The organism is Candidatus Leptofilum sp. (genome assembly GCF_965223285.1).
Taxonomy (GTDB): Bacteria; Chloroflexota; Anaerolineae; order Promineifilales; family Promineifilaceae; genus Leptofilum.
The window spans coordinates 4008061-4022827 of sequence record NZ_OZ244997.1; the positions used below are offsets into that span (position 1 = coordinate 4008061).

General features: G+C 49.3%; 15 protein-coding genes. 3 read left to right on the top strand and 12 right to left on the bottom strand.

Going from position 1 to position 14767, the window contains the following annotated elements; all coding sequences use genetic code 11:
* Positions 1 to 9 precede the first annotated feature (9 nt).
* From ACOQPU_RS18070 to ACOQPU_RS18125, 12 genes are all read right to left on the bottom strand, one after another.
* Positions 10 to 312, bottom strand: a complete 303-nt coding sequence (locus ACOQPU_RS18070) for a virulence factor (RefSeq protein ID WP_420641229.1) — start codon at positions 310 to 312, stop codon at positions 10 to 12.
* 15 nt (positions 313 to 327) lie between these two features.
* Positions 328 to 2013 carry an ASKHA domain-containing protein gene (locus ACOQPU_RS18075; RefSeq protein ID WP_420645852.1) on the bottom strand — a complete coding sequence of 562 codons (1686 nt, stop codon included), beginning with the start codon at positions 2011 to 2013 and terminating at the stop codon, positions 328 to 330.
* Positions 1896 to 2441 carry a 2Fe-2S iron-sulfur cluster-binding protein gene (locus ACOQPU_RS18080; protein ID WP_420641230.1) on the bottom strand — a complete coding sequence of 182 codons (546 nt, stop codon included), beginning with the start codon at positions 2439 to 2441 and terminating at the stop codon, positions 1896 to 1898. Before ACOQPU_RS18080 ends, ACOQPU_RS18075 begins: the two co-directional genes overlap by 118 nt.
* Positions 2389 to 3288, bottom strand: a complete 900-nt coding sequence (locus ACOQPU_RS18085) for a methyltetrahydrofolate cobalamin methyltransferase (RefSeq protein ID WP_420641231.1) — start codon at positions 3286 to 3288, stop codon at positions 2389 to 2391. Before ACOQPU_RS18085 ends, ACOQPU_RS18080 begins: the two co-directional genes overlap by 53 nt.
* Positions 3289 to 3309: 21 nt before the next feature.
* Positions 3310 to 3963 (bottom strand): corrinoid protein, encoded by a 654-nt coding sequence (locus ACOQPU_RS18090; protein WP_420641232.1) that lies wholly within the window; start codon positions 3961 to 3963, stop codon positions 3310 to 3312.
* A 17-nt stretch (positions 3964 to 3980) separates the two neighbouring features.
* The gene (locus tag ACOQPU_RS18095) at positions 3981 to 5177 is read right to left on the bottom strand and encodes a uroporphyrinogen decarboxylase family protein (protein WP_420641233.1); all 1197 of its coding nucleotides are present in this window, start codon (positions 5175 to 5177) and stop codon (positions 3981 to 3983) included.
* Between the two features lie 38 nt (positions 5178 to 5215).
* A complete protein-coding gene (locus tag ACOQPU_RS18100; RefSeq protein ID WP_420641234.1) occupies positions 5216 to 6775 on the bottom strand; it encodes a sugar ABC transporter ATP-binding protein in 1560 nt (519 codons plus the stop codon).
* 91 nt (positions 6776 to 6866) lie between these two features.
* Positions 6867 to 7862, bottom strand: a complete 996-nt coding sequence (locus ACOQPU_RS18105) for a substrate-binding domain-containing protein (RefSeq protein ID WP_420641235.1) — start codon at positions 7860 to 7862, stop codon at positions 6867 to 6869.
* A gap of 94 nt (positions 7863 to 7956) precedes the next feature.
* Positions 7957 to 8964, bottom strand: a complete 1008-nt coding sequence (locus ACOQPU_RS18110) for an ABC transporter permease (protein WP_420641236.1) — start codon at positions 8962 to 8964, stop codon at positions 7957 to 7959.
* A gap of 1094 nt (positions 8965 to 10058) precedes the next feature.
* Positions 10059 to 10676 carry a nucleotidyl transferase AbiEii/AbiGii toxin family protein gene (locus ACOQPU_RS18115; RefSeq protein ID WP_420641237.1) on the bottom strand — a complete coding sequence of 206 codons (618 nt, stop codon included), beginning with the start codon at positions 10674 to 10676 and terminating at the stop codon, positions 10059 to 10061.
* The gene (locus ACOQPU_RS18120) at positions 10673 to 10927 is read right to left on the bottom strand and encodes a hypothetical protein (protein ID WP_420641238.1); all 255 of its coding nucleotides are present in this window, start codon (positions 10925 to 10927) and stop codon (positions 10673 to 10675) included. Before ACOQPU_RS18120 ends, ACOQPU_RS18115 begins: the two co-directional genes overlap by 4 nt.
* Before the next feature lie 126 nt (positions 10928 to 11053).
* On the bottom strand, positions 11054 to 11263 hold the full coding sequence (locus tag ACOQPU_RS18125) for a type IV toxin-antitoxin system AbiEi family antitoxin domain-containing protein (protein WP_420641239.1): 210 nt from the start codon (positions 11261 to 11263) through the stop codon (positions 11054 to 11056).
* Between the two features lie 113 nt (positions 11264 to 11376).
* On the opposite strand from ACOQPU_RS18125, the gene ACOQPU_RS18130 reads away from it, so the two are divergent.
* From ACOQPU_RS18130 to ACOQPU_RS18140, 3 genes are all read left to right on the top strand, one after another.
* Positions 11377 to 11835, top strand: coding sequence for a hypothetical protein (locus ACOQPU_RS18130; protein ID WP_420641240.1), 459 nt, complete (start codon positions 11377 to 11379; stop codon positions 11833 to 11835).
* 328 nt (positions 11836 to 12163) lie between these two features.
* Positions 12164 to 12325 carry a hypothetical protein gene (locus ACOQPU_RS18135; RefSeq protein WP_420641241.1) on the top strand — a complete coding sequence of 54 codons (162 nt, stop codon included), beginning with the start codon at positions 12164 to 12166 and terminating at the stop codon, positions 12323 to 12325.
* A gap of 142 nt (positions 12326 to 12467) precedes the next feature.
* The gene (locus ACOQPU_RS18140) at positions 12468 to 14759 is read left to right on the top strand and encodes an amino acid permease (RefSeq protein WP_420641242.1); all 2292 of its coding nucleotides are present in this window, start codon (positions 12468 to 12470) and stop codon (positions 14757 to 14759) included.
* Positions 14760 to 14767: the final 8 nt, after the last annotated feature.

Here is a 14767-nt window from a genome sequence, read left to right on the forward strand (position 1 = left end):
CTTAACTATTCAGGTTTGTTCCAGGCCGTGTTGTTGGATGAGGGTGCGTAGTCGCTGGGGTGGGTAGTCTGCTTCGAGCTCATCGACTAGCGCGTCAGCAATTTCTTCGATTTCCCCATCCCGCTCTTGCCAGTCGCTGTTGCGCCACTCAGCAAGATAGTCAGTGGACTCAGTTTTGCCGGAGCGCATAGCGGCTTCATCAATAGCTACTGGAAATCGCTTGGATAACGGCCGTCCTACACGTTGTCGTCCAGCCACTACCTTTACCTGCGCCGGAATATCCCGCCAATATATTATCTGATACTTAGCCATTTCTTGCTTTGCCTTTTATTGTTCGTTGGCCAATTCTGATTGTGGTTGCCGATTCAAAACTGTCTGTCGCGTTCGCCGGCTTGTGCCGTTGTTAGCTAGTGGAGGTGGTTTGGGTAACAGCTCGGCAATATGGGGATAAGGATCGGATGCATGCGGCAGATGAATGGCGTTGGCAAACTCCTCCTGAAACATTGGGTCTACGGCCGTTTCCACATACGTTACCCATTCAACCAGCGTTTGCGCTTCTGTTCGTTTTTGTTTATTCAGCAAAGCAATTCTGGCGCCGTCACCGGCTGCATTGCCCACAGCATGCACATGAGCCAGGTCACAATTAGGAATAAGACCCAAAATCATAGCGTGTTTAGTATCAATGTAGCTGCCGAAGGAACCGGCTAGAATCACTCTATCCACCTGCTTAATTTTGGCGCGATTCATCAGGAGTTTTGCTCCGGCGTACAGAGCCGCTTTCGCCAGCTGAATATTGCGCATGTCGCTTTGCGTAATAAGCAGGGGCTGACCGTTGGTTGTTTGTTCGGCAGTCGCCAACTCGTAGGCACCCTGGGGCGTATCCCATCGCAAGCGTGGTGAGTGACAGTTGGGATTGAAACGGCCGTTTGCTAACAACACCCCTGCCAAAAACAACTCCGCAACCACCTCAATAATCCCCGATCCGCAAATACCGGCTGCCAGCATCTTTGGTTGAGAAGACAATGCCGCCTCCGGTGACAAATCCCATTCGTCCGACCAGCGTTCTTCACCAATAACCCGAAACCGTGGCTCCTGGCTGATGGGGTCAACACGCACCCGCTCGATCGCTCCCGGCGCGGCGCGCATGCCGTGCTTAATTTGCGCCCCCTCAAATGCTGGCCCGGTCGGGCTAGAGGCACTAAACATCCATTCTCGATTGCCCAGCACAATTTCAGCATTTGTGCCCACATCGACTAACAATGTAATTTCATCCCGTTTGTAAGGCTCTTCGGCGATGAGCGCACCGACATTGTCCGCGCCCACATGCCCAGCTTCAGCAGGCAGCACGTGCACCCGTGCGCCAGGATGTAGCCGAAGTCCCATTTCACGCGCACTCACATCCATGCCGTCTCGATTAGCAAGCGCAAAAGGCGCACCGCCTAATTCAACCGGATGAATACCCAAAAGCAAATGCACCATTGTTGTATTGCCCACAAACACAGCTTCGTGAATAGTGCGGGCACGAATGCCTGCACTGCGGGCAGCCTGAGCAGACAGCTTGTTCAGCGTGTCGATAATGGCTTTGTGCATCCTTTCCAGCCCGTCACTGTGCTCAACTGCATAAGAAATACGGCTCATCAAATCTTCGCCGTACACTACCTGAGGATTCATTAACGACTCTGTTGCCAGTATTTCGCCAGTGCGCAGATCACATAAGTAGCCAGCAACGGTAGTGCTGCCAATGTCCACAGCCAGGCCGTACGTTCCTTCTACATAACCTGGCTGTACATCAATCACTTCACGTTCATGCCAAACTGTGACCGTCACTTTCCACTTGCATTGTCGCAAAGTTGCTTGCAATGTGCGTAGCACGCGCAGCTCAATTTGCAAATCGGTCAAGCCCCATTTGGCTGCCAGTGCATCCTGCAGCCGCCCCCAATCTCCGCGATGTTCACCCAGTTCAGCCTGGTCAACCTCGATGTAATATTGGCGAACCGCTGGGTTGATGGTAATGGCTCGCTCTGTAGCAGATTACGGATGATCTGCTTTTGCCCTCGGCTTTCTTCTGGCACATAGATAAGAACATCATCTTCTACCCGAGCCGTGCAGGATAGGCGGCACTCTGGGCTGTTAAGCCTGTCCAGGGCCAGGCGCTCTTCCTGCCTAATGGAGGAAAGGTGGCTGTCGTTGGAGGTAATGCCATGTTTGCTGAAACGGCCGTTTTCCACACGCACCCGGCATTTATTACAAGTTAGATGGCCGCCACAAATACTCTCAATTTCTACACCAAGCTGGCGGGCTGCTTCCAAAACAGGCGTGCCCTGCGCCACCCGACCACGACGACCAGACGGCATAAAAATGACAAGGGGGGATTGCGTTGAAGTTGTCTTAGACATTGCGTGGACGACGAGAACGCGCCGCGCTTGACGTTGCTTTTCCATCAGCGGCAGGCTTTCGGTTGGCACGAATCCAGCTCATGCAGTTTTCATCATGACCAACCAACATATCGGCGGCATAGATAGATTCACGAATCGATTCTTCAATCGGGTTGGTGATGGCCGACGTCAGACCGTAGGCAATAGCCATCGAGAGGAAGTGAGCATTGATGGCGGGACGATTGGGCAGCCCAAAGGAAACATTGCTTGCCCCACCTGTCGTATTGACGCCAAGCTCTTCCCGGATGCGGCGCAGCAGCTTAAACACCTGCTGGCCAGCCGTAGGAAGTGCCCCAATAGGCATGATGAGCGGGTCTACGATCACATCTTCCTTAGGAATGCCGTGATCCATAGCACGTTCCACGATCTTCTTGGCAACGGCAAAGCGCACATCCGGGTCTTCGGAAATGCCTGTTTCATCGTTGGAGATGGCAATAACGGCCGCACTATGCTTTTTGACCAGCGGCAGCACCGCTTCCAGCCGTTCTTCCTCACCAGTAACGGAGTTGACAAGGGCTTTGCCTTCAACAACCTCCAGCCCCCGCGCCAAGGCAGCGACCACTGAGGAATCAATGCAGATAGGCACGTCGGTGATCGATTGCACGAGTTTGATTGTTTGTGCCAGCACTTCTGGTTCGTCAACAAGGGGAATCCCCGCGTTCACGTCAAGCATGTGGGCTCCGGCCTCTACCTGGGCGATGGTATCTTTTTCAACACGGCTAAAGTCACCAGCGGCCATCTCTTTTGCCAGGAGCTTGCGTCCGGTGGGGTTTATGCGTTCGCCGATGATGGTAAACGGCCGTTCTGGTCCAATAATGACGGTTTTTGTTTTGGAACTAAGTATCGTTTCCATTTTATTTCCTTGGCTCAATGTTTATGCAGGGATGCCTAGTAGCTGCTTTGTTAGCCGAACGCAAGAGTTCGCATCAGGTGCAAACCCGTCCGCTCCTACAGTGTCGCAATATTCTTGGGTGACAGGCGCACCGCCGACCAGAATCTTCACTTGGTCACGCAAGCCCGCTTCCTCTATTGCCTCGATATTGGTGATAAACATGGGCATGGTTGTCGTGAGAAAAGCACTCATGCCGACTGCATCCGGCTTATGTTCCTTAATAGCTTCAACAAAGGTTTCTGGGGCGACATTTACGCCAATGTCAATCACCTTAAACCCAGCACCTTCTAACATCACATTACAGAGATTTTTGCCAATATCATGAATATCGCCTTTAACGGTTCCCATCAGGAAAGTGCCGAGGGGTTCTGCGCCACTTTCTGCGATCAGCGGCTGCAAAATTTCCATTGCTCCGGACATGGCTTTGGCAGCGATGAGCATCTCTGGCACGAAATATTCACCAATTTCAAACAAACGGCCGACTTCCTCCAAAGCTGGAATCAAAGCATCAAATAATAGAACCATCGGGTCCATATTTAACGCGATCCCCTCTTTTGTAAGTTCAACTACCGGCGGGGCCATTCCATTTAACGTATTTTCGTAAAGACCATCTAAGATTTCTTCTTCGCGGCTCATATCAAATCCTTTCTGTTTTATTTGTAAAGTCGATTTTCTAAGTCATACATGGCAAAGACATTTTCCAACGGTGTATCAGACTGAATGTGGTGTGAGCTAGCCAAAATATAGCCGCCATCTTTGCCCAACACCCGGATGCGCTCTGCTACCTCATTCTTCACGTCGTCCACAGTGCCGCGCGGCAGCGTCTTGATGATGTCTATGCCGCCATGAAAGCTAAGGCGCTCGCCAAACTCTGACTTCAATAGTTGTGGATCCATGCCTTTGGCGTCTGCCTGAACTGGGTTCAATAAGTCAACACCCATGTCTACAATTTCAGCCAGGAGTGGATAAAGAGCACCGTCGCAATGGTACATGACCGGTACGCCGTACTCTTTGGCCACATTGATAATGCGTACGTGACACGGCCGTACATAATCGCGCCACATCTTCTTAGAAATCATCAGCGAGTTTTGCGTGGCCACGTCATCATAAAAGTAGACCATATCCAGCCGATCACCAACGAGGTCTAGCACGCGCCTAGTATTTTCAACATAAATGTCGGTCAGGCGGTTCATGATATATTGAGGAAATTCCGGATTAAGCGGCAAATCCATCAAAAATTCTTGCATGCCTCGTAGCTGCCAGGCAATCTCAAACACAGAGCCAATGCGGAACCGAACATGGTACTCCTCATGCGCGTCCAACTGCTCAATAATGCCCGGCAGCGGGCTAAAATCCCACCAATCTGGCTCTGGCCATGGATGTTGCTCAAGCTCGGCAATGCTAGTGGCACTGCTTAAAGGCCAGGTGGCAAACTCTTCATAATTGCCTGATTGATTTTCTACAATCCGTATGTGGTGGCTCCACAAATCATAATAATCGTCACTCGGTAAATGCTGACGCCACATACGGTTTGGGGTCGAGCGGCTGTAGGCTTCCCACCATTCAATCTTGGCACCCTCATGTAGCAGCGATTCCGGCGGGTTGAAAAATTGATCGTAAGAGAGAACCCGGCAATCTACTTCAAAATGGCGCAAGATTGCCTCCCAGGCCGGATCGAAGTAGTCGGAGTGGCCGACGGCCGTAACATCGGGCTTGACTTTTTCTAGTAGACGCTGCCAAATTTCTGGCGTTGCCAGGAAATCAACCGGCACTCTGTCCGGCTGTTCGTGTCGAAGCGCAGTTAAGACTCGTTCGCGTGGTGTCATATCAGTTGTTCCATTTTTGCTCATTTTTCCCTTCTTTTTTTCTTGGATAGTTTCTAAGCGATTCATCGGCTGGGAGCCGAAGTTGGTTGAATAGTGTGGCTGTGGGAGGAAACGGCCGTTCCTTCAACACCAGTAGCCAGTGACATCACCATCTCATGATCACTTTCTTTATGATTAAGAACGCCGCGCACTTCGCCACGGTACATGACAATAATGCGATCGCTCATCGCCAACACTTCTGGGAGTTCTGAAGAGACCAATAAGACCCCAAACCCCTGTGCAGTAAGTTTATTAAGCAAGCTGTGTACCTCAGATTTTGCCCCTACATCAATTCCTCGTGTCGGATCATCTAATAGGATAATTAGTGGTTCTTTGGAGAGCGATCTGGCAATGACAACTTTCTGCTGGTTTCCACCAGACAGGCTCGTAATCGGCGCGTCGGTTGAAGCAGTGCGTATGCTAAACTTCTGCACAAGCAGCCCAACCTCTTTACTCAATTTGCTCAGGGGAATAAGTCGCAATGATTTTGCCAACTGTCGCAGCAGCAGCAGGCCTGTATTGTCCCGCACAGACATATGGGTAAACAAGCCCTCGGCCTGACGATCCGCAGGGACGTAGGCAATGCCATTCCGCATAGCATCAAGCGAATTTTTAAGGGTGATAGGCTGGCCGCTGACCTGAATCACTCCTGTTGCTTCGGGGTGAACCCCATACAAAGCTCTAAGAACCGCGCTGGTTCCAGACCCTTGCAGCCCAACCAACCCCAGCACTTCACCCCCATAAAGGTCAAAGGTTACATCTCGGAACAAGCCCGGTACAGATAATTGCTCCACACTTAATAAAGGCTCTTCACTAAGATGGTTAAATTGCTTAGGAAAGACACTATCAACAGAACGGCCGACCATAAGGCGCACGACTGCTTCAGGCGTTGCATCTTTTCGATCGATCGTGTCAATATATTGGCCATCGCGCAAGGCAGTAATACGATCGGCAATCTCAAAAACTTCTTCAAGTCGATGAGAGACATAGATAATGGTGAGACCTTGCTCTTTGAGTTTACGCAGCAGTGCAAACAGTCGTCTGGTTTCGTCTTTGTTCAAGGCTGAGGTAGGCTCATCCATAATAAGCAATTTTGAATCTAGGGAAAGGGCCTGAGCAATGACCACCATTTGCTGTTGAGCAATTGATAAATTTGACGTGAGAGATTTCGGATCAATATCTACTTGTAATCTATCAAAAAGTGCCTTGGCATTGTTGTTAACCTGCTGCCAATCAATCAGCCCTCTGCGCTTAGGCAGATCATGTCCCAGATAGATATTTTCAGCAGCGGTTAGGTGGGGGCAGATAGGTATTTCTTGATGGACAATACTGATGCCAGCTTGTTGCGACTCTTGAACGTTGCGGAACTGAACAACCTCGTCATCAAAAACCATCTTGCCAAAATCTGGTGCGTGCACCCCACCACAGATGCGAATGAGGGTTGACTTGCCAGCACCATTTTCACCAACAAGCGCATGGATTTCGCGATCTGGCACTGCAAAGCTAACATCTTGCAATGCACGCACACCGCCAAAATTTTTGGTAATCCCAGAAAATTCTATGATGTTCTCTTTGTGATCCATTGCCGGATTGCACCTATAGATGAAAACCTAAGGGGTAGGGGGTGATTAACGAATACACGCCCCTACTCCCAACATTCTCTAATGCACACTTCTAACGATATTCTGGATTGTATTCATTAAAATTTGCGGGCGTTACGACATCTGTTCCTGTATCAATAGAAATGGGACGGATGCCGAATCGTTCACTTAAATGGACCATCATGACCGGATAGAAGCCCTGCAGATAGGGATTTTGACCTAGAGCAAACGAAACATAGTCGTTTTCAAGACCATCCAAATTACCAGGCCCCATGTCTGAACCACCTGTCTTCAGCTCATCTTGTAGATCATTGTTCTTGATATATTGGGCAATTACGTGACTGTAATAGTCCACGCCATAAATGCCATCAACGTCGGGATTTGCTTGATGATACGCTTCAATAACGCCAAAAATTGTGGTTTCATCGGCGCCAGTATCCAGAACATCGCGCACAGTCCATTTCTCGCCGCCTTCTTCCTCTAATGTTTCGATAAAGGAACGGTTACGTTCTTCAAGCGCATAATGACCAAGACAGCAGTCTGTAATAACAATATCGCCACCATCAGGAAGATCTTTCATAACTTCTTGTGCCCATACGACACCGTAGTTAGTGAAATCCTGACCTACAAATGGAACAGGCAGGCTGGCATCGGCCGTGGGGTCGTTGGTGTTAAAAGCAATCACTAATATGCTAGCATCTAGCGCTTTTTCGATGGCGTCGTTGTAGGTGCCAGGTTCTGGGCGGGTCGTTACAATTGCGTCGGGGTTTTTAGCAATTGCGGCTTCAATCAAGCTAACTTGCTCTGCTGGATCATAAGATTGTGGGCCAAGGAATTCACAATTGGCCACGACTAACTCGCAGGCATCCTCCATTCCTGTACGGACTGGGGCAAAGATACCGGCACCAAGATCATGCGTCACAAAAATGATCTCCAGCGGTTCTAGTTCGGATACGGCCGTTGTGCTTTCATCAGCCGCTGCCTCACTGGCCCCTTCAGAAGATGTACACCCCATAGCAACCAAGGTGAACAGCAGGAGTATGAATACAAAAATCAGACTCTTTTTCATTTTTCTCTCTCCTTAGAAAGAAATCCTTTTTCAAAACTGGAAACCGACTCCCTTATAGCCAATTTCCACAATTGAACTCAAAATTATAACCGCTCTACTTCTCCATACGCCCTCCCTGTTTTCCCAGGTGAGTGTGAATTAGAACAGCAATGATGATAATTGCACCTAGAAATGCTTCTTGTAAACGACCCTCTCCGCCCAGCTGCACAACACCGTTGCGCATCACTGTAAGCAGAGCGGCACCCAGTACAGTTCCAATTACCGTGCCTTCACCACCAAAAAGGTTGGTGCCGCCAATGACCACAGCAGCAATAATCGTTAGCTCAAGGCCAGCGCCTGAAGTGGGAGAGATCGAAGTTAGGTGGGCAAAGCTCAAAGCCCCGGCCAGAGCAGCCGAAATGGACACAATGATGAAGGCGACCATCTTCACGCGATTCACTGGGATGCCCGACAGCAAAGCCGCCGCCCGATTGCTGCCAGTTGCCCGGACGTGATAGCCGTAATTGGTTCTATTCAAGACCAGTGAGCCAAGCACAGCGATGGCAATCATCCACAATATTTGGACTGAGATATTGCCGATATCCCCCGCCAGAACAGTAAAAAATGACGGATGCTCCAGCCCAGAAACGGGCCAAGGAGACATCAGCAAGGTTAGCCCGCGCACGATAGACAACATGCCCAATGTGACAATGAAGGACGGTATGCCGCCACGGGTTGTAATGAAGCCGTTAACAAAACCGATAACAACTGCGGCAAGAATAGCTACCCCAAAAGAAGCCCAGAGGTCGAGACCAAAGTTTTTCGCCAAAAGAGCCATGCCAAGCGTACAAAAACCAAACGTCGAACCGAGGGAAAGATCGAGTTCTTGCGCCGTAATGAGAAATGTCATCGCCACGGCCATAATGGTAATTTGCGCCATTTGGCGACCCATATTAAACACATTGTTCGGTGAGAGGAAAGACGGCCGTAAAACACCAATGATGATGATGGCAGCTATTAAGAAGGCGAAAATGCCAAACTCTCGCGCCTTAACAAGGGAGCGCATTCTGTTTTGCAACTGATTAATGGACACAAATTTCATGAATGTTTCGGTTGTTTGCATCACGTACAATCCTATATGTTCTGCTGGTGATTTAGCCTGATGCAGTATAGTCACCTGAAAAAGATTTTGTTGTTAAAAGACGCAACAATTAATCAAAATGTGCTGAACAGGCTCCAATGTTTTTCCTTAAACAACCTATCCAATGGGCGTTTGTAACTATGTAATTACAAAACAAATTATAGGGATTATAATAGAGGATGTCAATTGCTAAACTTATATGAACTGGCTAAATTGCGGAAAGCATTGCTCAGATAAGAGAGTCAGTCAAGAAAATTAGTCGCAAATGTCCTCGATGTGGAAGCTAAATGGTGAAAAAGGCAAGAAAAAACACAATTAGCGGCTATGCTATTAAATGGTGGGGTAGTTTGTGGAAATGATTGGAGATGATTCAGAAGGTTAAATAACAGTCTGATATTTTTATTCTATTTGATTAGATGATCATATCGTAGGAATTAGAAGAATATCGCAAATGCTTTTTTACAATATGCTTTGGTAAGAAAACTAAGCATCTTAATTGAGAGCGCAACCTCACTATTATGGGTCTAGAAAACGAACGATATCTTGACTAACTCCTTTTAACCCTCTTTTACCGCGCTTTTGCTTCGTTAGGAACACGAATCTGTCAAAGTGGTCATTTGGCTCAAGTAGCCTTTTATTATTTGGTTTTTGTGCCTTTACATGGCTTGTGTATTTTGGTTGTGTTGATCTGAGGAGGGTCTGCAGACATGAGTAACAGTTGCCAAAAGTAGACCCGAAAGGTTTGGTATCTTCGTAACGTTTCTACTTGAGGCAAACCCTTCGGTTCGGTCAGTTACAATCAAAAATCTTAACCCGGACCCACAAACCAGGGTGTGCCCCCCTTTTGCATTTCAACCTGGTAACGCAAGCGGTCAAAGAGGTCAACGCCCATCTGACGGCAGAGATCGATCAGGTCGATCGGCACCCAGTTTTCAATAAGCAGGTCGCCCTCGCGCTAAAATCGCACAGCGTCATCAAAGGTCTCATTAGAGTAGCAAAAAAACGGCCGTTTTTAACACTTGTCGGGGCAGCGGGATTTTGATCCAAACAGGCACATTCAGCCTGATGTAAGTAAACTACTCCCAAGCCCGGCGGAGAGGATCCCAAATGCCGATAGTCTCATTGCCCAATATCGGATTTAGAAACTTTTCCATGGCTGTGTTTGCTTCTTCAAGCGAAGTGTATTCTAGCTGTATTTCACTTGCCGTTCGCTGAAACGGCCGTTCCCAACCCTTCGGCGGCACAGGATGGGTGTCTCTGACAAGAAAAGTAGAACGAATCGCTTCCTGCAGGCGACGGCAGTCAATCGCACCCATGCCCGCTAGCAAAAGGATATCCAGATAATCCTTGATCCGTGTACTCGCGCCAGATTGAAAGGTTCGCGTACAGGCATGTTGCTTTTCAGCAATCTGCTGTGTGACAGGATAGCAAGGCACCACAGTGGGCGGAAAACCGGCAAACGCCAACAAATTTGTTGTTTGCAGATATTCGACCGGATCGACAAGGGGATCGCCAACACCAACGTCAAGCTGAAAGTTTTCAAACGTGCGTCCATCAAGGAATGATTGCAGTTGATACCTAGTTCCGCCGAAATCGTCAATTGTTGATTGCGCGGGGGTGCCAGATTGAAAGCTCTGCTTACGTAGTCGATCTTCCAATGCTCGCCGAAAAGCGAAACCACTTTTATATCTCATAACGGATCATCCCCTTTCAGCGTTTGGTGAATGATTCTCTTTGCTCGCCCACCTTGATACATTGCCTGAGCCATAAGTTCTTTCCGTGTTGTCAATCCACGTTGTAGTGCCTCTTGAATTGCTTGCACGATTTGTTCTTCGGCCAAACCATCAATGGCTACATCCGCAATGGTACGTGCGGCCGTTGTAACTTGCAATCCTTCCCGGTTGGTAATTTCCTCCGGCTTCAGGCGATTGGTGTGGAGGCGCAATCCCGGACGCCGCCTGGATGCAGTGCGAGGTATAATCACATGGACTTCGCCGGGAAGAACATCTGAGAGGTCGTAAACCGTTAAAGCACTTTCATGAGAGATGATAGAATTGGGGCCTGTTCGCAACTAGGCTACAAACAAATCTTCATGAGCCATACTGGGAAAATGCGACAGACGATAAACTCCTCGAAATATACGAAGGAAACGGCCGTGTTTCACATTATCCGAAAGCCGCTCCCAAGAAAAACCATGTTTTCTTGCTTGCTTGGATGTGAAATAACCCGCCTGCCCCTCGGCTGTTTCATAAAGGCGATCATAATCAGGTTTTTGCACCATGTGTGTAAAACCTTAGATAATCCCAAAGTAATTGCACACATTATAACATAAACTTTTAGTAAGGCGGATACCTTTGATCGGTCAATTAGGTGATGATATGATACCGATCAGCAATGACTAAACTCTCCCATACCCAATTTCTCAAAACGCTCCCTGAACTGGTGATAGCCCGCTTGCCGGAGCCATTGCAAGGAATTCAGGTTCACCAACCATATCGTTGGCTGACGCAATTCAATTATGGTGAACGCAGACTCCACTATGAAGTTTCTTCAGCCAAACATCGGTCGGGTTGGGAGTTGGGGTTCCATTGTGAAGCTAGAGACCGCAATCTAAATCGTTACCTGCTTATGGGGTTCCGACGCCACCTTTTTGAAATCAAGGATGTCTTGGGGCCTACTGTCGAAGCCGAAATGTGGGATAAGGGCTGGACGAAAATATATGAAGTGTACCCTACCGGAGAGTTGAACATGGCTTACCAGGAAGGACTCGCCACTCGTATGGCTGAATTCATCATATGCCTGCACCCGATTTACGTTGATCTACGCAATGACGTGGCAAAAAATTACCGTTAGCTATGCTCAATGTCATTAGTGTAGGAAGGAAGGCTCCTCCTCCACAATTTAAACTTGTGCCGGTACTGCACCCAGTTGGAAAAAGACGGCCTCAGCAAGCTGATTGTCGTTTCCGCCGATGGGCAACCTACCACGCACTGTACAACAACGTACACTTTGGCGAGACGCGGTTGCATTATGAGCTGTCGCGCGTGGCGCGGCGCGAAGCGTGGGAAATTGGCTTCCATTTTGAATCTGGCGACAAGCAGCTCAACCGCTTTTTGCTCAACGGGTTTCGCCGCCATCTGTTTGAGATTAAGGACACGCTGGGGAATCGTTTGAAGCCGAAATGTGGGACAAAGGGTGGGCCAAACTGTATGAAGTGGTGCCTGCGGAACCGTATACCGTCGTCCACCAAACCCAAATTGGCCACCGTTTAGCCGAAGTGATCATCTGCCTGCACCCCATTTTTGTGGAACTACGCAGCCAAGCGGCGCGGATTAAACGGTAGTCAGCTTTTCCGATGCCAAAATTGAACAAATCCGCACGAGGCTAGTGGGAGGGGTCAGTGCCGAAAGGCAATTTCTGGAGCAGCGCGAGAAGTTATAAAAATCGCTGGTAACAAAATCGTCATGACACAAGGGAAATAGGCTATGAGTACACAGGAACATCTACGGCGGGAACTTGGATTTTGGGCGGCATTAACAATTGGCGCAGGCACAATGATTGGCGCAGGCATTTTTTTGTTGTCGGGGATTGCAATTTCCCTGGCGGGGCCAGGGGCCATCTTTTCCTATATTGCTGCAGGCGTCGTTTGCATCATTACCGCTGCCAGTGCGGCCGAATTAGCTACAGGTATGCCTACGTCCGGCGGTGATTATTTCTTCGTCTCCCGTTCGTTGGGGCCATCCTTTGGCGCTATCTCCGGCATTGGCATCTGGTTAAGCCTGACCTTTGCTATTGCTTTTTATTTGGTGGGCATGGGAGAATATTTGCATGAGTTTCTGCCTATTTCGCCAATATGGGGGGCTGTGGCCGGGGGCGTTTTGTTGATGGCATTGAATGTTGTTGGCGCCAAAGAGTCCGGCGGCGCTCAGGTTGTTGTGGTCCTCACCCTAATGGGTATCTTGGGCATTTACACTGTGTCTAGTGGCTTCAACATGGATTCTGCTAACCTGGTGCCTTTTCTACCACAGGGAGTCAGCCCTGTGTTTTCTACAACTGCCCTGGTTTTTATTTCATTTTTGGGCTTTGTGAAGATAGCGGCCGTTTCTGAAGAAATAAAAGAGCCCTCAAAAAACCTGCCGCGTGCCCTCATCGGCTCAGTAGCTCTGGTGACGGTGCTTTACGTGCTTATTGTTCTGGTAACGGCCGGTATGCTAACCCAGGCCGAAATTGCCCAGACACGCACGCCTTTAACGCTGATAGCAGAGAGGATGTTTGGGCCTGTTGGTGCGGGCATTTTGATTTTTGCCGGTTTGTTGGCCACCACATCCTCAGCCAATGCCAGCATCATGGCTGCTTCTCGCATTAACCTGGCCATGGCCCGTGACCGTATGATTCCCCAATGGTTAAACAAGATTCATCCCAAACGGCTCACTCCTTACCGTGCTATTTTGCTAACGAGTTTGTTAGCCCTTTTGCTTCTTTCTATTGACAGCCTGGAGACGTTGGCCGAAATTGCCAGCGTTTTGCAGCTTTACAGCTATGCCGCGCTCAACATTGGCACGGTTATTTTGCGGGTGGCTAATCCAGATTGGTACAAACCAACATTTCGTGTTCCTGCCACTCCGTATGTGCAGGTGCTTGCGGCCATCGGCTGTCTGGGCATTATTTTGTTGTCTGGCGTATTGGCGCAGGCTGTCATTTTAGGCTTGATTGGCCTTAGTTTGACCTGGTATTTTGTCTGGGGCCGCTCGCGGGTGGATATTGAATATGGGCTGGTACAGTTCCGCCAGCAATGGTCGCAAATTGGGTGGCGTGTACTCTTTAAGCCGCCTGTTATCTACACTCCAATGACGGTTAGCGCCGTAACGCCAACGGTACGGGCCATTGAGATGAATGCACCTCGACGCGTGATGACAGCCCTGGCCAATCCACACCATGAAGCTGACCTGCTGCGCCTGGGGCGCTATCTGGCCACGGGTCGGGAGGAGGGGGGTAAGGTGCTAGGCATCCATTTAGTGAGGGTGCCATTGCAGACACCTTTGGTTGTGGCGAGGAGGCGGTTTGCTGAACGGCCGTCCCTAGAACAAACCATCTCTTCTCTGGCAGTGAAGGCGGTGAAGGCCGGACAAACAGAAAATGGACAGACCTTGAATGGGCTGCGCCCTATCGCTCAAACAAAGATCGAACCGGTCATAGACGTAGCCCATGATGTCTTTAACAGTCTCCTGACCGAGACGGGTCGCCATCAAGCTGATCTATTGTTAATGGGCTGGCAAGGTGGTTTTAATGTCAGTCGTATCTATAACAGCCCGGTACAACGCATCATCGTCAATACGCCGGTGGACGTGGCTATCTTAAAGAATCGCGGGATATTGGAAACGATAAATTCCATCCTTATCCCCTGGGGTGGCGGCCCTCACGCCCAGTTAGGTCTGGAATTTGCCGTTCGCATTAGCGAGGCTGCAGGGGCCACAATCAATTTGCTGCGAATTGTCAGGCCGGAAGCGGATTTAGAGAAAGAGCTGGAGGCTGTTCGTTCAGCGGCGAAAGCCCGACTAGCCAATTATGATCAGGTGCAGTATCACGTGCAACCAGGCGAGAATATTGCGGAAGCCATGATGGCTTTTATTGATGCTGAGGAACACGACCTGATAATCATTGGCGCCTCCCACGAATGGCGAATTCGCAACGTCTTGTTCGGCTCCATTCCTGATATTGTGGCTGATCATGCCAAATGTTCGGTTTTGATGGTGCGCCGTCATTTACTGGAGCATTGATGTGGCGT

What these genes read in the sequence shown, in the direction of transcription:
- ACOQPU_RS18115 (WP_420641237.1), bottom strand. Translation starts at nt 10,676, where the DNA reads ATGAGATATAAAAGTGGTTTCGCTTTTCGGCGAGCATTGGAAGATCGA.
- ACOQPU_RS18070 (WP_420641229.1), bottom strand. Translation starts at nt 312, where the DNA reads ATGGCTAAGTATCAGATAATATATTGGCGGGATATTCCGGCGCAGGTA.
- ACOQPU_RS18080 (WP_420641230.1), bottom strand. Translation starts at nt 2,441, where the DNA reads ATGGAAAAGCAACGTCAAGCGCGGCGCGTTCTCGTCGTCCACGCAATG.
- ACOQPU_RS18095 (WP_420641233.1), bottom strand. Translation starts at nt 5,177, where the DNA reads ATGAGCAAAAATGGAACAACTGATATGACACCACGCGAACGAGTCTTA.
- ACOQPU_RS18110 (WP_420641236.1), bottom strand. Translation starts at nt 8,964, where the DNA reads ATGCAAACAACCGAAACATTCATGAAATTTGTGTCCATTAATCAGTTG.
- ACOQPU_RS18090 (WP_420641232.1), bottom strand. Translation starts at nt 3,963, where the DNA reads ATGAGCCGCGAAGAAGAAATCTTAGATGGTCTTTACGAAAATACGTTA.
- ACOQPU_RS18100 (WP_420641234.1), bottom strand. Translation starts at nt 6,775, where the DNA reads ATGGATCACAAAGAGAACATCATAGAATTTTCTGGGATTACCAAAAAT.
- ACOQPU_RS18130 (WP_420641240.1), top strand. Translation starts at nt 11,377, where the DNA reads ATGACTAAACTCTCCCATACCCAATTTCTCAAAACGCTCCCTGAACTG.
- ACOQPU_RS18140 (WP_420641242.1), top strand. Translation starts at nt 12,468, where the DNA reads ATGAGTACACAGGAACATCTACGGCGGGAACTTGGATTTTGGGCGGCA.
- ACOQPU_RS18085 (WP_420641231.1), bottom strand. Translation starts at nt 3,288, where the DNA reads ATGGAAACGATACTTAGTTCCAAAACAAAAACCGTCATTATTGGACCA.
- ACOQPU_RS18125 (WP_420641239.1), bottom strand. Translation starts at nt 11,263, where the DNA reads ATGGTGCAAAAACCTGATTATGATCGCCTTTATGAAACAGCCGAGGGG.
- ACOQPU_RS18105 (WP_420641235.1), bottom strand. Translation starts at nt 7,862, where the DNA reads ATGAAAAAGAGTCTGATTTTTGTATTCATACTCCTGCTGTTCACCTTG.
- ACOQPU_RS18135 (WP_420641241.1), top strand. Translation starts at nt 12,164, where the DNA reads ATGTGGGACAAAGGGTGGGCCAAACTGTATGAAGTGGTGCCTGCGGAA.